Source organism: Actinocatenispora comari, assembly GCF_017312725.1.
GTDB lineage: Bacteria > Actinomycetota > Actinomycetes > Mycobacteriales > Micromonosporaceae > Actinocatenispora > Actinocatenispora comari.
Genome location: NZ_BOPO01000074.1, coordinates 12,322 through 33,579, shown reverse-complemented (window position 1 = coordinate 33,579; position 21,258 = coordinate 12,322). Strand labels below are relative to the sequence as shown.

General features: G+C 73.3%; 16 protein-coding genes and 1 pseudogene. 3 read left to right on the top strand and 14 right to left on the bottom strand.

Annotation, left to right across the window (positions count from 1 at the left end; genetic code table 11):
• Positions 1 to 151: 151 nt before the first annotated feature.
• The 3 genes from NUM_RS19530 to recO form a co-directional block, all read right to left on the bottom strand.
• Positions 152 to 1,429, bottom strand: coding sequence for a hypothetical protein (locus NUM_RS19530; RefSeq protein ID WP_207126333.1), 1,278 nt, complete (start codon positions 1,427 to 1,429; stop codon positions 152 to 154).
• Between the two features lie 174 nt (positions 1,430 to 1,603).
• The gene (locus tag NUM_RS19525; protein WP_207126332.1) at positions 1,604 to 2,422 is read right to left on the bottom strand and encodes an isoprenyl transferase; all 819 of its coding nucleotides are present in this window, start codon (positions 2,420 to 2,422) and stop codon (positions 1,604 to 1,606) included.
• 132 nt (positions 2,423 to 2,554) lie between these two features.
• Entirely contained in the window at positions 2,555 to 3,322 is a 768-nt protein-coding gene (gene recO, locus NUM_RS19520; RefSeq protein ID WP_225918707.1) for a DNA repair protein RecO, read from the bottom strand.
• An 88-nt stretch (positions 3,323 to 3,410) separates the two neighbouring features.
• Here recO and NUM_RS19515 point away from each other — a divergent pair, with 88 nt between their 5' ends.
• From NUM_RS19515 to NUM_RS19505, 3 genes are all read left to right on the top strand, one after another.
• Positions 3,411 to 5,225, top strand: coding sequence for a serine/threonine-protein kinase (locus NUM_RS19515; protein ID WP_207126330.1), 1,815 nt, complete (start codon positions 3,411 to 3,413; stop codon positions 5,223 to 5,225).
• A gap of 197 nt (positions 5,226 to 5,422) precedes the next feature.
• Positions 5,423 to 6,331, top strand: a complete 909-nt coding sequence (locus NUM_RS19510) for an aldo/keto reductase (RefSeq protein ID WP_225918706.1) — start codon at positions 5,423 to 5,425, stop codon at positions 6,329 to 6,331.
• 91 nt (positions 6,332 to 6,422) lie between these two features.
• Entirely contained in the window at positions 6,423 to 7,205 is a 783-nt protein-coding gene (locus NUM_RS19505; RefSeq protein WP_207126329.1) for a carbon-nitrogen hydrolase family protein, read from the top strand.
• A gap of 145 nt (positions 7,206 to 7,350) precedes the next feature.
• On the opposite strand, the gene NUM_RS19500 is transcribed toward NUM_RS19505, so the two are convergent.
• The 11 genes and pseudogenes from NUM_RS19500 to NUM_RS19450 form a co-directional block, all read right to left on the bottom strand.
• Entirely contained in the window at positions 7,351 to 9,660 is a 2,310-nt protein-coding gene (locus NUM_RS19500; protein ID WP_207126328.1) for a DUF3488 and transglutaminase-like domain-containing protein, read from the bottom strand.
• Positions 9,654 to 10,850, bottom strand: a complete 1,197-nt coding sequence (locus NUM_RS19495) for a DUF58 domain-containing protein (RefSeq protein ID WP_225918705.1) — start codon at positions 10,848 to 10,850, stop codon at positions 9,654 to 9,656. Before NUM_RS19495 ends, NUM_RS19500 begins: the two co-directional genes overlap by 7 nt.
• Positions 10,851 to 11,158: 308 nt before the next feature.
• Positions 11,159 to 12,148, bottom strand: a pseudogene (locus NUM_RS19490) (AAA family ATPase); the annotation flags it as partial.
• A 23-nt stretch (positions 12,149 to 12,171) separates the two neighbouring features.
• Positions 12,172 to 14,757, bottom strand: coding sequence for a fibronectin type III domain-containing protein (locus NUM_RS19485; RefSeq protein ID WP_207126326.1), 2,586 nt, complete (start codon positions 14,755 to 14,757; stop codon positions 12,172 to 12,174).
• A gap of 179 nt (positions 14,758 to 14,936) precedes the next feature.
• The gene (era, locus tag NUM_RS19480; protein WP_225918704.1) at positions 14,937 to 15,839 is read right to left on the bottom strand and encodes a GTPase Era; all 903 of its coding nucleotides are present in this window, start codon (positions 15,837 to 15,839) and stop codon (positions 14,937 to 14,939) included.
• A complete protein-coding gene (locus NUM_RS19475; protein ID WP_207126324.1) occupies positions 15,832 to 16,194 on the bottom strand; it encodes a cytidine deaminase in 363 nt (120 codons plus the stop codon). Before NUM_RS19475 ends, era begins: the two co-directional genes overlap by 8 nt.
• Complete coding sequence (locus NUM_RS19470) at positions 16,187 to 17,470, bottom strand: hemolysin family protein (protein WP_308440580.1); 1,284 nt, start codon at positions 17,468 to 17,470, stop codon at positions 16,187 to 16,189. The genes NUM_RS19475 and NUM_RS19470 overlap by 8 nt, the downstream gene beginning before the upstream one ends.
• Before the next feature lie 73 nt (positions 17,471 to 17,543).
• Positions 17,544 to 18,044, bottom strand: a complete 501-nt coding sequence (gene ybeY / locus NUM_RS19465; protein ID WP_207126322.1) for an rRNA maturation RNase YbeY — start codon at positions 18,042 to 18,044, stop codon at positions 17,544 to 17,546.
• A gap of 23 nt (positions 18,045 to 18,067) precedes the next feature.
• Positions 18,068 to 19,087 (bottom strand): PhoH family protein, encoded by a 1,020-nt coding sequence (locus NUM_RS19460; protein WP_225918703.1) that lies wholly within the window; start codon positions 19,085 to 19,087, stop codon positions 18,068 to 18,070.
• Positions 19,088 to 19,312: 225 nt separating this feature from the next.
• Positions 19,313 to 20,710: a serine hydrolase domain-containing protein gene (locus NUM_RS19455; protein ID WP_207126320.1), complete on the bottom strand. Its 1,398-nt coding sequence runs from the start codon at positions 20,708 to 20,710 to the stop codon at positions 19,313 to 19,315.
• A 119-nt stretch (positions 20,711 to 20,829) separates the two neighbouring features.
• Entirely contained in the window at positions 20,830 to 21,174 is a 345-nt protein-coding gene (locus NUM_RS19450) for a histidine triad nucleotide-binding protein (RefSeq protein WP_207126319.1), read from the bottom strand.
• Between the last annotated feature and the right edge of the window lie 84 nt (positions 21,175 to 21,258).

The window sequence follows — 21,258 nt, the reverse complement described above, 5'->3', positions numbered from 1 at the left end:
GGGATCCGCAGGTGATGTCCGACAACGTTGTCAAAGCATCGGAATCCGTGTCAAGATCCGGATGCCGGGCATCGGTGTGCAACCCGACACGGTGCCGCGCGGCCGCCGGCCACCGCCGACGGCCGCATCGACGGCCGGGCCGGGCGCACGGTCAGGGCAGGCTGGACACCGGCAGGGCGAAGAGGGTGCGCCCGCAGGCCTGGCCGTGGTCGGAGCACACCGCCGACGACCACTCGGTCACCGACCACACCAGCCCGGTCGCCCAGTCGTAGGTCAGCGCCTCCGGATGCATCCCCCAGCACGCCGGGGTACTCGGGTCACCGCAGTGCGACGGAACGCTGGCGCTGGTGGTCTGGTCGTACAGCTGGCCGTTGGTCACCGCCGAGGAGTGCGCGACGTACCAGTGGCCGTCGTGGCCGAGCACGCCCTGCATGTTGCCGACCCCGCTGCGGTACGCCTCGCTCGCGGCCACCGTGCCGCCCGACCCGGCGGCGAGCAGGAAGTCGCTGCCCATCGGGTACCGGTAGAGCCGGCCGTGCTTGGTCTGGTCGCTGAAGTACTCGGTGGTGACGATCGAGTCGGGCGAGGTGCTGCGGTCCAGCGACATCGAGGAGAAGCACGGCACCCCGGTGTCGGAGTCCATGTCGCAGGTGCCGCCGGCGTAGGAGTAGTAGCCGACCTGCATCGCCGCGTACTTGTACCCGTAGGCGGCGTACCCGTCGGACACCTTGCCGATCGCCGCGGCACTGCTGGACAGCTGCAGGATGTGCGTGGTGGAGAAGACCCGGATCGCGGTGGAGGTGTTGCCGACCGCGGTGACGTAGATCTTGTCGCCGTACCAGGCCATCCCGCCGACGTGCGCCTTCGCGGCGGAGAACGTCGACCCGGTGCTGTTGGGTACCGCCAGGTACACCTGCCGGAACGCCGCGGCCGACGGGGTGTCGTCGTTGACGAACATCAGCCGGGCGTCGTCGTAGCGGCTCTTGCCGTCCGAGCCGGTGCCCAGGCTCGACTCGCCGTGCCAGCCGGAGATGAGGATCTTGTCGGCACCCCACATGCCGTCGTCGTCGGCGTCACCGGAGGTGGTGATCGACTGCGGCGTCCAGGCACTGCTGCCGGCCCGGTCGGCGTCCCAGCACAGCTTCGTGGTCGCGGTCGGCGCGATCGGCAGCGCCGCCTGCTCCGCCGCGGTACAGCCGGTCATGGCGTGGTTGGCGTCGTGCACGACGGTGTTGGCCGACACGTTGGGCAGCGCCGCGTCCAGCGCGGACAGCGCCGCGGCCGGGGTGGCGTGCCAGACCAGGTTCTGCTTGGTGGTGCTGGTCAGCGGGTCGGAGTAGGCCGCCGCGGCGGGCGTGGCCCAGGTCAGCAGGGCCGCGACCAGTGTTCCGGTGGCGGCGAGGATGGTGGCGGTCCGGACAGTGCGCATGCAGCCTCCGTTCCGCGCCGGCGCGGGCCGGCGCACACCGCGGAACGCCCGGGGCCGATGCCGCCGGGCACCACGGGCCCGCATCGACGCCGCAACGCCGACACGGGCACGCGAACGGAACTAATGTGCTCTCACGAGAACAACCCTGTCAAGAAACACCGAAAGGTGCGATCTTCACGAGGTCTCGGCAACGTACGGCGCCGGCTCCGGGTTCGGGATCGCCCCGCCGTAGCGCCGGTCCCGATCGGCGTACTGCTCGCAGGCGTGCCACAGGTGCCGCCGGTCGAAGTCGGGCCACAGCGTCTCCAGGAACACCATCTCCGCGTACGCCGACTGCCAGAGCAGGAAGTTCGACGTGCGCTGCTCCCCGGACGAGCGGACGAACAGGTCCACGTCCGGGATGTCCGGCTGGTAGAGGTAGCGGGCCAGCAGCTTCTCGGTGATCCGGTCGGCGCGCAGCCGGCCGGCCGCCACGTCGCGCGCGATCGCCGCCGTCGCGTCCGCCACCTCGGCCCGACCGCCGTAGTTGACGCAGAACTGCAGCGTCAGCTTGTCGTTGTCGCGCGACATCTGCTCGGCCTGCTCCAGCTCGGTGATCACGCTGCGCCACAGCTTCGGGCGGCGGCCGGCCCAGCGGATGCGTACCCCCATCGCGTTCAGCTCGTCCCGGCGGCGGTGGATCACGTCCCGGTTGAAGCCCATCAGCCAGCGCACCTCGTCCGGCGAGCGGCGCCAGTTCTCGGTGGAGAAGGCGTAGGCCGACAGGTACTTCACGCCGAGCTCCAGCGCGCCCTCGATCACGTCGAACAGGGCCGCCTCGCCCGCCTCGTGCCCCTTGGTACGGGGCAGTCCGCGCTGCTTGGCCCAGCGGCCGTTGCCGTCCATGATGATCGCCACGTGCCGCGGCACCTTGTCCGCCGGGATCCGCGGCGGCCGGGCACCGGACGGATGCGGCGTCGGCGGACGGTAGTCCCGACGCAACCGAGGGCTCATCTGTGGCTCCTTGCTGAGAGGTCCTGTCGCGCCGCCGCAGGGATCACGGCGCGTGTCCGAGGCTAGCCAGCCTCCCCGCCGTCGACCGCACCGCCTCGACGGCCGGGCGGCCGGCACGGCGACCAGCGGCGGTCAGCCGCGGTCGACCAGCGGCAGCGAGCGCAGGCCGCGTTCCAGGTGCCACTGCAGCAGCGCGGCAACCAGGCCGCTGCCCTGGCTGCGGGCGGCCGGCTCGCTGGCGATCGCGGTCGGCCAGTCGCCGTCGGCCAGCGCCACCAGCAACCGGAGCGTCTCCGACCGCGGCGCCGCGGCACCCGGCGGCCGGCAGGTCGGGCACACCAGGCCGCCGGACGGCACGCTGACCGCCGGCCGCGAGTCACCGAACGAGTCGGCCGGCCGGCCGCACACCGCGCACTCGGTCAGCGCCGGCGCCCAGCCGGTCAACGTCATCGCCCGCAGCAGGTACGAGTCGAGGATCAGCGGCGCCGGCCGCTCGTCCGGCTCGCCCAGGGCGCGCAGCGCGCCGAGGGTCAGCAGGTACAGCCGCAGCGACGGCTCCTGCTCCTCCGGGGTGAACCGCTCGGCCGCCTCGGCGATCGCGCTCGCCGCGGTGTAGCGCGGGTAGTCCGCGCCGATCCGCTTGCCGTACAGCGAGATGCCCTCGACCTGGCTGACCACGTGCAGCGACCTGCCCTCCGCCAGCTGCACGTCCACGTGCCCGAACGGCTCCAGCCGGGCCCCGAAGCGGCTGGTGGTGCGCCGCACCCCCTTGCCGACCGCGCGCACCCGGCCGTGCCGGCGGGTGAACAGGGTCACGATCCGGTCGGCCTCGCCGAGCTTCTGGCAGCGCAGCACCACCGCGTCGTCGCGGTACAACTTCCTCGGAAAGGCCCGGCTCACACCGCCCATTGTTCCCCCCGCCACCGACAGCGCCAGTTCCGGTTCGCGCGGGTACTGGCACAGGCGGCGGGCAGTGCACAATGGCCGGGTGACCGAGCAGACCGGCCAGCGCGTGCCACCGGGCCAATCCGACATCCCGGTCATCCCCGGCTACTCGCGGCTGGAGCTGGTCAGCCGCGGCTCCACCGCGCAGGTCTACCGGGCGATCCAGGACCGGCTCAACCGGCCGGTCGCGATCAAACTGCTGCGCGTCGACGACGGCCTGACCACCGCCGAGCAGGTCGAGACCGAGCTCGCCACCACCGTCGCGCTGTCCGCGCAGCCGCACATCGTCAGCATCATCGACACCGGCAGCACCAGCATCGGCCGCCCGTACATCGTGATGGAGTACTGCGAGGGCGGCTCGTACGGGCACATCCTGGCCCGCGGTGGCCCGCTGCCGGTCAGCGAGGTGGTCGACGTCGGCGTGAAGGTCGGCGAGGCGCTGCAGGCCGCGCACGAGGTCGGCATCATCCACCGCGACGTCAAGCCGCACAACGTGCTGCGCTCCAAGTACGGTCCGGCGCTGACCGACTTCGGCATCGCCCGCGCCGCGAACGACCTGTCCGGCACCATCACGCTGCACAAGCTGACCCCGCAGCACGCCTCGCCGGAGGCGCTGCGGCGCGAGCCGCAGGGACCCGCCTCGGACGTCTACAGCCTCGCGTCGACGATGTGGAACCTGCTCACCGGGTACCCGCCGTTCGCCGACCCGGGCGACAACTCCCCCGACCCGTTCGAGTACCGGGACCGGGCGCTCCGCGACCCGCTGCCGCCGATGCCGCGCCCCGACGTACCGCCCTGGCTGTACGCCGAGCTGCTGCGGGCGATGGCCAAGACGCCGGCGGAGCGGCACGCCAGCGCCGGCGAGTTCGCCGGGGCGCTGCGGCGCGGCTGGCTGCGCAGCAGCGGTGAGCTGTCCACCCCCGGCGACGCCGCCCCGGCGCGAAACGGCGAGACACCGCACGCTCCCGCTGGTCCGGCTGCCGGCCCAGGTACGGCGGGCCCGGCCACCGCCGGACCCGCCGCCGGCGTTCCCGGTGTGGCTGGCGCGGCGGGCGGGGTCGGTCCGGCCCGGCACAGCGGCCCGGAGCTGGACAGCCCGTTCCCGCCCTCGCCGTTCGACGCGGCGCCGGGCGGCCAGCTGCCGCCGGTGGACCCGTTCGCGCCGATGGAGGCCAACCCGTTCGGCGCCACCGCACCGGCGGACCCGCGTACCGGCAGCCCGGCACCGGGCTGGCCGACCCCCGGCGCGCCCGCGGGCTGGTCGGCCACGCCGCCGGCCGATCCGCGCAACGCCGCACCGGCACCGGTCTCGGTACCACCGGGTCCGGTCGCCGCACCGGTACCGGCACCGTCCGGGCCGGTCGCCGAGCCGCCGGCGCCGGCCGGGACGCAGCCGGACCAGCCGCGGCGCCGGATCGGCATCTGGCCGTTCGTCGCGGCCGCGGTGGTGGGCATCCTGATCGGGGTCGGCGCGCTGGTCGTGCTTCGGTTGGGGGACAACAAGAAGACGCCACCGCCGCAGGCGGCGTCACCGACCGCGCCGACCAGCGCACCGGCCGCGGGGCAGGACGCCAAGCTCAAGCCGACCGGGGTGAAGCTCGCCGACCACGGCACCTGGGTGCAGCTGAGCTGGACCGACCGCACCAACGGCAACGCGCTCTACCTGGTCACCGGCGGTGTCGCGGGCACCACGCCGACCAAGCTGGCGCAGCCGGCGCACGCCACCACCGCCCGGATCGACGCGCTGCGCGCGGACGCCGACTACTGCTTCGTGGTGATCGGGATGACCGACGTCGACCATGTCAGCCCCGGCGACCGGGTCTGCACCCACCGCACCGGTTCGGCCAGCCCCCGCTGACGCCCCGGCGGCTGCGGGCTTGATCACAGCGCCCCGCCAGCGCGCGGCGGGACGGCCGACGCTATCGCCGCCGATGAGTGATTTGGGGCAGAAAAATCGGACCCCTCCCACCTGAAAAGTTAGCAGAGGTCGCCCGCAAACGGTATCGACCGGACGATCGACTGCACCGTACGGGCGGCGTGCCTAGCTTCTCCCCCATGCCTACGCACACTTCTGGACACGAGACCGGCGCGGACGCGGCCGGTACCTGGCGGCTCGGCGACCGGACGGTACGCCGGATGGGGTTCGGCTCGATGCGGCTGACCGCCGACCCGGACCCGGCCGCCGCGATCCGGGTACTGCGCCGGGCCGTCGAGCTCGGCGTCGACCACATCGACACCGCCGCGTTCTACGTCTCACCCGGCGGCACCCTGGGCGTGGGAACCGGGCCGGCGCGCTACGCCACCGAGCTGATCCGCACCGCCCTGTCGCCGTACCCGGCCGAGCTGGTGATCGCCACCAAGGTCGGCTTCGCCGCCGACGGCGACGGCGACCTGTCGGAGGCGAACGGTCCGGCGCAGCTGCGCGCGCAGGTCGAGGAGAACCTGCGCCGGCTCGGCCGCGACCACCTGGACCTGGTGAACCTGCGGATCGTCAGGCGGCCCGGCCGCGACTCGGTCGCCGAGGCGTTCGGCGCGCTCGCCGAACTGCGGGACGCCGGCAAGATCCGGCAGCTCGGCCTGTCCAACGTGCGGGTCGACCACCTCGACGAGGCACAGCAGATCGCGCCGGTGGTCTGCGTGCAGAACAGCTACTCGCTGGACCACAACCGCACCGACGACGAGCTGGTACGCGTCTGCGGCGAGCGCGGCATCGCCTACGTGCCGTTCTTCTCCCTCGCCGGCAGCCGCCGCGAGTCCGGCGCCAACCAGGACCACTCCGACGCGGTACACGCGGTGGCCCGCGCGCACCGGGCGACGCCACAGCAGATCCGCCTCGCCTGGGCGCTGCACCAGGGGCCACACGTGCTGGCCATCCCCGGTACCGGCAACGTCGACCACCTGGCCGCCAACATCGCCGCCGGGGCGATCCGGCTCACCGCAACCGAACTGGCCACCCTCGGCTGATCCGGCGCCGGCCGGGCCGGTGGGCCGCGCCGCTCGGACACCGTCGCGCACCACTGTCGGGCCGGGAAACCGCGTACGAGACGATGGCCGGATGCAGATCTCGGCAACGGTGGCGCAGTTCCCGATCGGCTGGGACCTCGAGGCGAATCTGGCGGCGATCACCGCCGCGCTGGGCCAGGCCCGGCCCGGCGACCTGGTCGTCCTGCCGGAGGCGGCGGTCTCCGGGTACGGGCCGGATCTGGCCGAGCGGCTCGGCTCGCTCGACGCCGCGCGCATCGACCGGGCCGTCGACCAGATCGGCGAGCTGGCCCGGCGGTACCGGATCGACGTGTGCTGCGGGTCGCTGCTGTACGAGCGCGGCGGCTGGTGGAACGCGGCGGTGTTCCTCGGCGCCGGCGGCGAACGCTGGGTCTACCGGAAGATCAACCTGGCCCGCATCGAGCAGGGCGTGCTGTGCGCCGGGGCCAGCCTGCCGCTGCTGACCGTACAGCGGGGCGAGGCCGACGTGGCGATCGGCGTGCAGCTGTGCCGGGAGATCCGCTACCCGGAGCAGTGGCAGCAGCTGGCCCGGTCCGGTGCGCAGGTCTTCGTCTACCCGACCAACGCGGCCCACCGCGGCACGCCGGCCGGGGTGTGGCGCAGCCACCTGGTCAGCCGCGCCGCGGAGAACCAGCGGTACCTGCTCGCCGCGAACCTCGCCGATCCCGACCAGCACTGCCCGACCATGGCGATCTCCCCGCACGGCGAGGTACTCGGCGAGCTCGCTGCCGGCGAGACCGGCGTCCTGCACCTCACGCTCGATCTGGCGAAGGTCAGCGACGGGAACCTCGACCAGCAGCGCCGCGACGTCGTCTCCCTGCACTACACCGGCTGACCCGACACGGTCCTGATCCGCTCCTCGTCACTCGCTCGCAGCATCCAGCCAGGACGCTTCGTCGGATACGTCCTGCGTCAACGGATCCGGATACCTCGGCGGGAGCTGCTGCGACAGCATGGTCGCCAGTCGGGGGGCCCGGGTGTCAGCGCCAGAACAGGGGGCGGGGGTCGAGGCGCCAGCGCAGCCGGGACAGCACGCCGTGCCGGGAACGCAGACCGCGGTGATAGTCGCGGGCCAGCTGGCCGGCGCGGGCCGCGTCGGCCGACGCGAAGCTCACCGCCGGCGCGAACCCGACCGCGTTGACCGCCTCGGCCAGCGGCCGCAGGTCCGGCAGCGGCGGCGTACCGGGCCGGTCCGGCACCCCGGTGGCGGCCAGCCGGGCGACCTCGGCGGCGCTGGCCGCGGCCGGCGGGCGGTGCCCGGCCAACCGCAGCGCCTCCCGGATCTCGGTCCAGGCGCCGATCACCCGCTGCGCCGGGGTGCCGGTGCGCAACCGCCGGGCGCTGCGCCGGGACCGCAGCACCGGCACCGCGGCGACCAGCAGCACCAGCAGCAGCGCCGCGGCGATCCCGCCGTACGCGCCGGGCGGCAGCGCGGCCCCGCCCGCCGCCGCGGCCCTCGACGACCCGGACGGCGCCGGTACCGGCTGGCTCGGCGCGGCGCTCGGCGCGCCCTCGTCGAGCTGCTGGCTCTTCTTGCTCTGCTCGCTCTTGGCCTGCGGGGTGTCCTCGTCCGGCGGGGTGGCGCCCTTCTTGGCCACCGGCGTCGGGTCGAACGCCACCCAGCCGTGCCCGGCCAGGTACACCTCCGGCCAGGCGAACGCGTCACCCGAGGTGACCTGGTAGCGGTGCGCGCCGATCTGCTTGCCGGCGTGGAAGCCGACCACCACCCGGGTCGGCAACCCCACCACCCGGCCCATGACCGCGAACGCCGAGGCGAACTGCTCGGAGGTGCCCCGCCCGCCGCCGGCCGACTTCTTCGTCAGCAGGAAGTGCTTGAGCGTCACGTACCCGTTGCCGCTGGGCGCCTTCGACCAGTACTCGTACTTGGTGCGCAGCAACTGCTCCAGCAGCAGCGCCTTGCGGTACGGGCCGGCGCTGCCGGCGGTGCGCTGCGCCAGCGTGACCAGCTCCGCGGGCGCGCCCGGCGGCACCGTCAGGTACCGCTGCGAGATGCCCTGCGGCACGCTGGCCGCGGCGAGCAGGTCCGGGTCCTGCCGCGGCACGGCCGACACGGTCTGGTAGGTCAGGCCGGGCTTCAGGCCGTCCGGGGCCAGCACCGCGCCGGCCGTCGCGTCGTAGCCGACCCGTACCCCGTGCACCTCGCGCGGCGCGGCCACCACCGGCAGCCAGCTGCCGCCCAGCGCGTCGACCGTGACCTGCTGCCGGACGGTCGTGCTCGGGTCGTCGTCGCCGGTCGGCGGCGGCAGCACCGCGCCGGCCGACCGGTAGGTGCGGTCCGGCTGCCAGGTGATGCCGTCGAAGCCGGACAGCGTCGCCCACTGGATCCGGGCCGGCTTGTCCGTGCTCACGGTCAGCAGGTTCTGGTGCGGGTCCAGCGCCCACGCGCCCAGCATTCCCAGCGGGTTGAGCTGGTCGAGCTGCTGCTTGGGCGGCACCACGTAGCTGCGCGGATCCACCGGCTGCCGGTGGATCGCCGAGGCGACCACCGGGCCGCCGAACAGCGCCGCCGCGGCCAGCACCGCCACCACCACGATCGCCGAAGCCAGCCGCCGCGCCACCGTGAGCCGGCCGCCGCCGGGCACCCCGGCCGCCACCGCATCCGGCTCGGCCCGTACCTGCCAGGGGCGGGCCGCCGCGGCCAGCAGCACCGCCAGCGCCACCGCGAAGCCGGCCACCGCCGGGTACGACACCGCACCGTTCGGGCCGACCAGGATCAGCGCACCGACCAGCAGCACCGTCGGCGGAACCGCGGCCAGGCCCGGCCGGCGCCGCACGCCGAGACCGGCCCGCAGCGGGCCCAGCAGTACCGTCGCGACCGCGGCGGCGAGCCAGCACGCGGCGATCGGCAGCAGCACCGTGTCCGGCTCGGCCGGTACCGGGATCGCGGAGGTCAGGATGCGGGCGCCGGAGTTGCGCACCGCGTCGAACAGCGCGTCGCCGACGCCCTTGGTCGGGTCGCGCAGCGCCGCGGTCGCACCCACCAGGCAGGCCGCCAACCCGGCCAGCCCGCCCAGCAGCGCGAGCAGCGCCGGCGCCCGCACCAGCCGCAGCAGCACGGTCAGGGCCACCGCGCCGAGCGTCGCGCCGGCCAGCAGCACCGGCAGCTGGGTACCGGCGAAGATCCGCGCCGCGAGCAGCCCCGCCACCATCGTCGCCGCGACGATCGCGACCAGCGCCACGACGACCGGCGCCACCCGCAGCCGCTCGCCGTCCCGGCGCGGCGCGGTCGGCGCGGCGGTGTGCGGTCGTTCGATCGGCGGGCTCACCATGCCGACACCGCGTCCCAGCGGGCGCCGAACTCCTCGGCGTCGTCGGCGGCCAGGGTGATCACGCCGGGCAGCGCCCGCGCCGACAGCCGGTCCACCGCGCCGTCGCCCAGCACTGCCACCACGACGGTCGGGTACACGTCGCGCAGCAGCCCGACCGAGTCCAGCGACGCGGCAGCGCTGGCGGAGCCGGCATGGGCAGCAGAGCCGGCGCCGGTGACCAGTACCAGGGTGTCGCCGCGGTGCCGCTGGCGCAGCTTCTGCACCGCGGTGGGCAGCGCGCCGTCGCCGAGGGCCACCTCGGCCAGCAGATCCAGGTACGGCCGGGCCCGGCCGGCGCCGCCACCAGCCTCCGCGCCGGTCAGGCTGCGCCCGCCGACCAGGTGCAGCTCCACCGTCAGGTCCGCGGCCAGCGCCGCGAGCAGCACCGACGCCGCCGCCGACACCGCCTCCTCCAGCGACGCCTCGGTGTGCGCGGACTCCCGGTCGTCGACCAGGATCACGATCCGCGGCAGGCTGGTGTCCACGTGCTCGCGCACCATCAGCTCACCGACCCGCGCCGAGGTACGCCAGTGCACGTGCCGCAGGTCGTCGCCCGGCACGTACTCGCGCAGCGCGTGGAACGTGATCGAGCCGTACTGCACCGCGTCGACCACGCCGTCCAGGCTGCGGGCCGCGCCCACCGGAACCCGGGACAGCCGGTACGAGCGCGGATGCACCCACACCCGGGTGCTGCTGCCGAACGTCTTCGCCGCCCGTACCAGGCCGAGCGGGTCCTGCCGGGCCACCTCCAGCGGGCCGACGTCGAGCACGCCGCGCCGGTCGGTGGGCAGCAGGTAGCCGGTGCGGGCGGCGCGCCCGGCCGGCAGCCGTACCGGCGGAACCGGCACCTCGCTCTGCTCGCCGCGCTGCGACACCAGCCGCTCGGAGCCGGTCAGCCCCTGCGCCCGGAAGCGGGCGGTCGAGGTCATCGCCACCGTCGCCCGGCACGGTTCGCCGGCCACCACCCGGTCGGGTTCGATCTCCCGCTCGACGGTCAGCCGCGGCGGCCAGCCGGCCCACACCAGCGCGATCACCAGCGCCAGCACCGCGACCACGCCGAGCGCCGCGAGCTCCCGGTAGCCGGCCGCGAAGCCGCCCACCGCGAGCACCAGCCCGACCGCGCCGACCGCGATCCCCCGCCGGGTCGGCATGCTCAGCGGCGCCCGAAGGACTGGCCGCCGTCGGACTGCCCGTACCCGGGTTGCTCCGACCGGCCGTTGTCGGTGCCGTAGCCGGACGCCGGGTACTGCCCGGTCACCCCGGCCTGGGTGGCCGCGCCGGACACCGGCTGACCGTACGTGCCGCCGGACGTCGACTGGCCGTACGTGCCGCCCGCGGCACCGGAGGCCTGGCCGTAGGTGCCGGCGGCGGCTCCGGACACCGGCTGGCCGTAAGCGCCGGTGGCACCGGAGGTCGGCGCCGCGGCCGGCTGCGCGGGGCCGGCGGACTGCGCAGGTCCGGCGCCTCCGGCCGGCTGCGGCACCGGCACCTCGGCCAGCGCCCGGGCGACCACGTCGTCGGCGGTGCCGCCGCGCAGCTGCGCGTCCGGGGTCAGCACCAGCCGGTGCGCGATCACCGGCGACGCGAGCGCCTTGAAGTCCTCCGGCAGCACGTACCCGCGTCCCGACGCCAGCGCGTACGACTGGGCGGCGCGGGTGAGCGCGATCGCGCCACGCGGCGACAGCCCGAGCCGGACGTCGGCATGGTTGCGGGTCGCGGCGGCGAGCTGCACGGCGTACGCGTACAGCGCCTCGTGCAGGTACACCCGGTGGGTCAGCGCCGAGGCCGCCGCCACCGTGTCGGTGTCGGTCACCGGCGACAGGTCGTCCGGCGAGCGCCGGGCCGCGCCACCGCGCAGCACCTCAATCTCGCTCGCCTCGTCCGGGTAGCCCACCGACAGCTTCATCAGGAACCGGTCCAGCTGCGCCTCCGGCAGCCGGTACGTGCCGTCCATCTCGACCGGGTTCTGCGTCGCCACCACCTGGAACGGGGTCGGCACCGGGTGCCGCAGCCCGTCGACGGTGACGTGCCGCTCCTCCATGACCTCCAGCAGCGCCGACTGGGTCTTCGGCGACGCCCGGTTGATCTCGTCGCCGATCACGATGTTCGCGAACACCGGACCCGGATGGAACTCGAACTCCTTCGACGCCTGGTTGAAGATCGTCACGCCGGTCACGTCCGACGGCAGCAGGTCGGGCGTGAACTGCAGCCGCCGCACCTGACCCGACAGGCTCGCCGCCATCGCCCGGGCCAGCGTCGTCTTGCCCGTCCCCGGTACGTCCTCGACCAGCACGTGGCCGCCCGCGAACAGCGCCGTCAACGCCAGCCGTACCACCTCGGGCTTGCCCAGCACGACCTGCTCGACGTTGCGCTGCAGCGCGCTGAACACCGACACGAAGCCGGCCACCTCACGCTGCTGCGGCGGCCCGTCCTGCCGCGGGTAACTCACTCACGTACTCCTGGTCTTGTCGATCAACAGGTCGGCAACGAGTCGCGGGTGCCGGTGCTCATGTCCGAGTACGCCCACGGCACGTAGCCGCTGCTCGGAATCTTGAGCCAGACGGTGCTTCGCCGGTTGCCGTTCTGGTTGTACGCGTAGATGCTCTGCCCGGTCGCCTTGCACTCGATGTTGACCGGCGAACCCTGCGCCCAGTCACCGACCTTGGTCCCACCCTCCTTGGGCTGGTGGGGAATGTCGTAGATGCCCACCGTGCAGTTCGGTTGCGCGTTCTGGCAGGCGTTCCTGGTGCTGATCACCGTGGTGTTACCCGACGCCGTGCCGGTGGCCGACTGCTGGTAGGCGTCGGTGACCGTCGCGGTGAACTTATAGGTCGACGACGGATGTAGCCCAGAGAACGTGTGCGAACTGTTACCAGTCGCACACGACTGGCTGCTGCCGCCGTTGAGCGCGACGGTGCACTTGGTCGCCGCGCCCTTGACGCTGACCTGCACCGTGAGCGAGGTGGTGGTCTTGCCGGTCACCGAGACCGACACGGTGGGCGCGGGTGGTTTGCCCGTGGTCGCCGACACACTCGTCTTCTCACCCGCCCCGGCGGCGTTCTCCGCCCACACGGTGATGGTGTGCTTCGTCGCCGGCTGCAGGTTGCCGAACGTGTGCCGCGTCGCCGACTCCTTCTGGGCCGCGCCGCCGTCGAGCTGGACGTAGTACTGCGTGATCTTGCTGCCGTTGTCCGCGGCGGGCGGCCAGCTGACCGTCACGCTGCTCTGGTCGGTACCGCTGACCGACACCTGCGGAGCGCCCGGCGCCGTGAACGGGGTCACGGCGTTGCTCGGGGAGCTGGGGTCGCTGGCGCGGCCGTTGGCGCCGCGCGAGGTGACCGTGAACGTGTACGACTGGCCGCCGGTCAACGAGTCGAACGTGGCCGAGGTCGAGTTGACGATCTGGCTGCCGGCACCGCCGGACGGCTGCACCACGTAGTCGCGGGCCTGGTCGGCCTTGCCCCAGCTGACCGTGACCTGGCCCTTGTCGGTCACCGTCGCCTTGACGTTCTGCGGCACGTCGGGGGTCTTGCCGCCGGGCGTCACCCGGTCGGACAGCGCCTCCGGCGAGGTGCCGAACTTGTTCGTCGCGGTCACCGCGAACGAGTAGGACTGTCCATTGTGGAGCCCGGTGATCGAGGTCGTCCGGGTACCGGCACCGAACGTGCGGTGACCGCCGTCCCAGCTCACCGTGTACTGCTGGATCGGGGCGCCGTTGACCGCCGGCTGCGGCCACGACAGCGACACCTGGTGGTCGCCGGCCAGCGCGGTCACCGGGATCGGTGGGCTCGGCGGGCCGGTGTGCTGCTGCCCCGGACCCTGCGCGCCGTCGCCGCCGCGGCCGTGCCCGCCGTTGCCGCCGTGCTTGCCGTTGTCGCCGGGCGCCGGCGCGGCGATCACCGACAGGTCACCGTCGCCGCCCGGCACGTCGGTGCGGTACTTGTCGACCACCCGGGTCACCCCGTCCGGGTCGACCACCCGGGCCACCGAGGCGTCCGGCGCGTTGATGGTCAGGTGCCCCTCACGCACCTGCAGTTCCAACGGACCCTGCGCGCCGGCGAGGCCCAGCGTGCCCAGGTTCTTGCCGGACTTGTCGAACACCAGCACCTGGTGGTGCTTGACGTCCGGCACGTAGATGCGGCCGGAGAACGGCGTCGCCGGGTCGGGGGTGACCCCGTCCGGCAGGTCGAACGCGGTCGGCCGGGTCGGCTTGGACAGCCCGACCGGCAGCACCTGGCCCGACTTCGGCAGCGTCACCACGGCCAGGTTCCCGACCGTACGGGCCGGCACCGTCGCACCGGTCAACGGCTGCGGCGCGGTCAGCGTGGTCACCTTGTCGGTCACCACCGCGATGTCGCGGCCCGACGTGTCCGCCGCGAGCACCCCGTGGTCGAGCACCGACACCGCCATCGGGTGGCCGGGCGGGGTGGCCGACTCGGTCCGTGCCACCGCGGCCTTCTTGGTCGTCACCGACACCGACGCCACCGTGCCCTGGGACGGCACACCGACCCACAGCTTGCCGGACGCGTCGAAGTCACCGCCGGCCAGCGGCGCCGGCAGCTGCAGCTTCGCCCCGGTGGTGCGCAGCGTGCCCGGGTCGAAGCCGCGGATCTCGCCGGTGCGCTGGTCGATCAGTGCCGCCTTGTCGCCGGACAGCGCGACCCGCACGCCGGAGCCCTTGGTGACCTGAAGCGACCCGGTGAAGCCCATCCGGGTCAGGTCGACCGAGGTCACCTTGCCGGAGTCCAGGTCGTGCAGCAGCAGGTACTTGTCGTTCTGGGTGATCTCGACGCGGTGGCCGCGGGAGTCGGTCAGCGGCTGGTTCTGGTCGACCCGGCCGGAGTTCGCGTTGACCCGGCTGACCTGGCCGGGCTTGCTGCTCCACAGCCACACGTTGCCGTCCGCCACGTCCAGCGAGCGGCTGGTCGCGCCGACCCCGAGCACGGTGCCGACCAGGCCCACCGACATCGCCAGCACCAGACCCACCGAGATGAACCCGCCGCTTCGCCTGGACGGCAGGCGGCTCGCCGGCGGCTGGGTTGCTCCGCGACGTCGCATGCGTACGCTCCTCGTTGCCTCGACGGGGCGCCCCGGACCGGCCGATCGACGATCACCGATGCCGTCCGGGGGCGGGCGGGTCTGGCGACATACGCGCTCGATGATACGAGTAACCGTCCCACCGCCCCAGACCGCAAGCGATGCTCACCAAACGTTCGTCGGACGATCACCGACAGTCGTCAGAATCCGAGCTTGCGCAACTGCTTCGGGTCGCGCTGCCACTCCTTCGCCACCCGGATGTGCAGATCCAGGAACACCTTCGTACCCAGCAGCTGCTCGATCTGGGTCCGCGCCGCGGCACCGACCCGCCGCAGCCGCTCCCCGCCACGGCCGATCACGATCGCCTTCTGGCTCGGCCGCTCGATGTACAGGTCGGCGTAGATGCGGGTCAACGGCTCGCCGGCGCGGGTGGTCTCCTCGGTCATCTCCTCGACCAGCACCGCGATCGAGTGCGGCAGCTCGTCCCGCACCCCCTCCAGGGCGGCCTCGCGGATGAACTCGGCGATCCGCACCCGGGTCGGCTCGTCGGTCGCCACGTCGTCCGGGTAGAGCATCGGCGAGGGCGGCAGCTGACCGATCATCAGCTCCGCCACCAGCTCCACCTGCTCACCCGACACCGCCGAGACCGGTACCACCTCGGCGAAGTCGGCCAGCGCGGAGACCGCCAGCAGCTGCTGCGCCACGGTCTCCCGGTCGGCCAGGTCGGTCTTCGTGACGATCGCGAGCTTCGTCGCGCGCACATCCTGCAACGCGCGGACGATGAACCGGTCACCCGGCCCGATCGGCTCGTTCGCCGGCACGCACAGCCCGATCACGTCCACATCCGACCAGGTCTCGGCGACCAGGTCGTTCAACCGCTCGCCGAGCAGCGTCCGGGGTCGGTGCAGCCCCGGTGTGTCCACCAGCACCAGCTGGGCACCCGACCGGTTCACGATGCCGCGGATGGCCCGCCGGGTCGTCTGCGGCTTGTCGCTGGTGATCGCGACCTTCTCGCCCACCAGGGCGTTGGTCAGCGTCGACTTGCCCGCGTTCGGCCGACCCACCAGGCAACCGAACCCGGCCCGGAACTCCGGCTCAGCCACGGTAGGCGCCGAGCACCGTACCGTCGACGCCGGCCAGCAGCACCGGCGCCGCGCCGGCCAGATCGCGCACCGCGGCCAGCCCCGGCTCGTCCACCGCATCCGCCGCGGTCACCACCGCCGCCGCCTCCAGCCCCGGCGCACCCGCCGACACCGCCTGCGCCACCGCCGCCTGCAGCGCCGACAGCGCCAGCGACGGCAACGTCACGCTGGCCGCCGCGTACGTCCGGCCGTCGGTGTCGCGCACCGCCGCACCCTCCGCCGCACCCACCCGGCCACGCGCCGCCCGGCTCAACGTGACCAGCTTCGCGTCCTCGGCATCCAACTCGGCCGCCGCCGGCCGCAACGTCTCAGGCATCTGCTGTCTGTTCCTCACGATCATCGTCGGTCGCCGGCGGCTGCACCCGGCGCACCAGCACGGTATCGATGTGGTTGCGGCGCCCCGTCGTCCCCTCCGCGGTCAACCGCAACCCGGACACCGTCGCGGACGCACCCGCGAGCGGCACCCGGCCCAACTCCTGCGCGAGCAGCCCGGACACGGTCTCCACGTCGTCGCCGACCAGATCCAGCCCGAACAGCTCACCCAGATCCTCCACCGGCAGCCGCGCGCTGACCCGCACCGACCCGTCCGGCAGCTGCTCCACCGGCGGCCGCTCCACGTCGTACTCGTCGGTGATCTCGCCGACGATCTCCTCCAGGATGTCCTCGATGGTCACCAGCCCGGCCGTCCCGCCGTACTCGTCGACCACGATCGCCATGTGGATCCGCTGCACCTGCATCTGGCTGAGCAGATCGTCCACCGGCTTGGACTCCGGGATGAACTCCGCCGGGCGCATCACCTCCGACACCGGCACCTGCCCCGACTGGCCCTGGGTGCGCCGCACCAGATCCTTCAGGTACGCCACCCCCAGCACGTCGTCGACGCTCTCGCCGATCACCGGCACCCGGGAGAACCCCGACCGCAGCGCCAACGCCAGCGCCTGCCGCGCCGCCTTGCCCGCCGCGATCCACACCATCTCGGTACGCGGCACCATCACCTCGCGCGCGATCCGGTCACCGAAGGTGAACACCGAGTGCAGCAGCTCGCGCTCGTCGTGCTCCACCACCCCGCGCTGCTCGGCCAGATCCACCAGCTCGCGCAGCTCCACCTGGGTGGTGAACGGCCCCTCCCGGAACCCCTTGCCCGGCGTCATCGCGTTACCGACCAGGATCAGCAGCGTCGCCAGCGGCCCCAGCGCCCGGCCCAGCCACCGCACGATCGGCGCCGCCACCAGCCCCACCCGGTACGGGTTCTGCCGGCCCAGCGTGCGCGGCCCGACCCCGACCACCACGAAACTGACCACCGTCATCGACCCGGCCGTCACCAGCGCCGCGAGCCAGCCCGTACCCCAGGCATCGACGGTCACGAACGCCACCACCGTGGTCGCCGCGAGCTCGCACACCAGCCGCAGCAACAGCAGCAGGTTCAGGTGCCGGGGCAGGTCACCCAGGATCGACACCAGGGTGCGCGCCCCCCGGCCGCCCTCCCGGACCAGTTCACCGGCCCGCGCCTTCGACGCCGAGGACAGCGCCGCCTCGGTCATCGCGATCAGACCGGCCAGCACCACCAGCGCCGCGGCCACCAACAGGACCATCGGACTCACCCGACCGGCACCCCGCATCGGCAGCGCCGAGCACGAGGTGGCGTCGAGCCGCCGCGTCCCGCCATCAGGCCTGCTCCGGCACCTCTCGCCCGTCCCGGGCGGCCTGCCAGCGGCTGAGCAGCTTGTTCTGCAACGCGAACATCTCCCGCTCCTCCTCCGGCTCGGCGTGGTCGTACCCGAGGATGTGCAGCACGCCGTGCACCGTCAGCAGGTGCATCTCGTCCGCCGCACTGTGCCCGGCCGCGGACGCCTGCTTGGCCGCCACCTCCGGGCACAACACGATGTCGCCCAGCATCGCCGGCTCGCTGACCTCGGCGCCCGGCGCGCTCGGGCCGCGGTCCGGACCGGCACCCACCTCGTCCATCGGGAACGCCAGCACGTCGGTCGGGCCGTCGCCGCCCATCCACCGGTGGTTCAGCTCCGTCATGTACGGCACGTCGACCAGCAGCACCGACAGCTCGGCGAGCGGGTTGACCTGCATCTGGTCCAGGGTGTAGCGGGCAACGTCGAGCACCGCGTCGGTGTCGACCTCGACCCCGGACTCGTTACTGATCTCGATGGACACGGGTCCTCTTCTACTGGTGTCGGTCAGCGCCGGCGCCGGGCCGGGCGGTCGTCGTCCTCGTGCTCGGCGTCCCACTTGTCGTACGCGTCGACGATCTGGCTGACCAGCTTGTGCCGCACCACGTCCGCCGAACCCAGCGTGGAGAAGTGCACGTCCTCCAGGTCGCCCAGGATGTCGCGCACCACCCGCAGCCCGCTGCGGGTGCCGCCGGGCAGGTCGACCTGGGTCACGTCGCCGGTCACCACGACCTTCGAGCCGAACCCGAGCCGGGTGAGGAACATCTTCATCTGCTCGGGAGTCGTGTTCTGCGCCTCGTCCAGCACGATGAACGCATCATTGAGCGTGCGGCCCCGCATGTACGCCAGGGGGGCGACCTCGATGGTGCCGTTGGTGGTGAGGCGGGGGATCGAGTCGGGGTCGACCATGTCGTGCAGCGCGTCGTACAGCGGGCGCAGGTACGGGTCGATCTTCTCGTACAGGGTGCCGGGCAGGAAGCCGAGCCGCTCGCCGGCCTCGACCGCCGGGCGGGTCAGGATGATCCGGTTGACCTGCTTGGCCTGCAGCGCCTGCACCGCCTTCGCCATCGCCAGGTAGGTCTTGCCGGTACCGGCAGGGCCGATGCCGAACACGATCGTGTGGCTGTCGATGGCGTCCACGTAGCGCTTCTGGCCCAGCGTCTTGGGCCGGATCGTCCGACCGCGCCGGGACAGGATGTTGAGGGTCAGCACCTCCGCCGGACGCTCCTCGGTGCCCTGTTCGAGCATGCCGACGGTGCGCCGGACCGCGTCTTCGGTCAGCGTTTCGCCTTTCTCGATGAGCTCCAGCAGCTCCGCGAAGAGCCGCTCGGCGAGGGCGTTGTCGGCCGGCTCGCCGGTGAGGGTGATCTCGTTGCCCCGGACGTGCACGTCGCTCTTGACCGAGCGCTCCACCAGCTTGAGCAGCTCGTCACGGGCACCGAGCAGGCTCACCATGGTGTGCGGGTCGGGGACCGTGATCTTGGTCGTTACCCGGGCATGCCGCAGGTCGGCTGCGCTACTGGTCATGGGTTGGCCGCTGCGGGCCATGCCTCCAGACGTCTCGGTGGCTGTTGGTGACCATCGTATCCGCCGGGGCGCCCGGGCCGCGCCGCGTTTCCGGCGCGTTTTGCCCGGATACCGACCGGATCGCCAGAAAGGTCTGGCCAGGTCGGCAGGTTCGTGCGCCCACGGCAACGGCTGTCGAGCCCCCGTTGGAGCGAGGCCTGCCGGGTGCGGCCGTACCGGCGCAGGTCAGGGGCGGCTCGCCCAGACGCCGTCGAAGGTCTGCTGCTCCCGGGTGAACCGGTACGTCGCCCAGTGCAGCCGCACGATCCGGCCCTGCTCGTCACGGGTCAGCCGCAGCGGCTCGCCGATCTCGCGTCCGGACACCGAACGCAGCAGGTCGGGCCCCTCGATCCCGAACACCGCCGGCGGTACCCCGGGCGCATCGTCCGCGCCGCTGGCCTCCAGGTGCCCGTCGCGCCAGCGGAACACGTACTCGAAGCCCTCGCCCCACCAGTGCCCGAGCAGGCCGGCCCACTCCTCCGGTACCGGGCTGCCGATGCGCCACGGCTGGATGTCGGCCGGGTCGCGCTCGACCGCGGCGTCCAGCAGCGTGGTGGACAGGCCGAGGGCGCGGTCACCGTTGCCGGCGGACAGCAGTACGGCGGCGGCGAAGGCACCGGGCACGTCGTCGTCGGTGCCGGGCACCCGGCCGTAGGTCTCGGCGAGGAAACCGGGCATGGCGCCGCCGTGGCCGACGTCGGTACCGCGGTCGCGGCCGGGCCGGACGATCAGGCCGAGGCCCCAGCCGGCGGTCCACACCTGCTCGTCGCGCAGCACGGTCGGGTGTCGCATCTCGACCAGGGTGTCGGCGCTGAGCACCTTGCCGTTCGGGTCGATCGCGGCCGGGTCGGCGAGGAACGCGCCCCACCGGGCCAGCTGCGCGGCGGTACCCCACAGTTGCGCTGCGGGCGCGACGCCACCGAGGTCGGTACGCGGTTCCGGGCGGGCGTGGTCGGACCAGGCGTCGACCAGGTAGCCGGTCGCGGCGTTGGGCCCGGGCGACAGGGTCAGCGGCAGGTCGAGCGGGGTGAGGATGCGGTCGGCGAGCACCTCGGCCCAGCTGCCGCCGCGCTTGGCCGCGGCGAGGTGGCCGAGCAGCGCGAACGCCAGGTTCGAGTAGTGGAACCGGCGGCCGGGCGGCAGGATCCGCTCGGCCTGCTCCAGCCCGGCGAGCGTCTCGGCCAGGCTGGGGACGGCGAGGGTGTCCCAGATGTCGCCGTACGGTTCGCGTTGCAGGCCGGCGGTGTGGCTGAGCAGCCGGCGGACGGTCAGGTCACCGTGCGCCGGGACGGACAGGTGCGCCGAGACCGGGTCGTCGAGGTCGAGCAGGCCGTCGTCGCGGCACTGCAGGATCAGTACGGCGGTGAAGGTCTTGGTGATCGAGCCGATCCGGAACTGGGTGTCAGCGTCGAGGGTGACCCCGTTGCCGGCCTCGCCCACCTCGAACGTCCACAGTGGACGGTCAGCGCGGTGCAGCGCGACCTGTACCGCGGGCACCCGCGCGGTGCGCTGGGCGCGCCGCACCGTCCGCTCGTAGTACCGGGCGACGTCGGCCGGCGTCGCCCGCTGATCGGTTGAACTCACGCTGCTGCTCCATCTCGACAAGGGGAATCCGGCCCGAGCGGCAGGGCCGCCGGTACCCGTGCTGCTGCGGCCGGGGTCGGCGGGCGGCCCGGCTCGGTGGCCACGGCGGCCGGGGTCGTCTAGCCGGGCGGCCAGGTCATCGTGCGGCCGCCGAGGACGTGGCAGTGCACGTGCGGCACGGTCTGGTTGGCGTCCGGCCCGGTGTTGAACACCAGCCGGTAGCCGGACTCGGCCACGCCGGCCGCCTGCGCCACCCGGTGCGCGGTCGTGACGATCTCGCCCACCAGCGTCGGGTCGGCCGCGGCGGCCTCGGCGGCGTTGCGGTGGTGCTCCTTGGTGATCACCAGCACGTGCGTCGGCGCCTGCGGCTCGATGTCGGCGAACGCCAGCGTGCGCCCGGCGTCGTCGACGATCTTCGCCGGGATCTCCCCCGCCACGATCTTGCAGAACAGACAGTCCGTCACGGTTGCATCCTAGGCCGCGGCCGGCGCCGGGTCCCGCACCAGGTCACCGGGGTCAGCAGTCACCGGGGTCAGCAGTCACCGGGG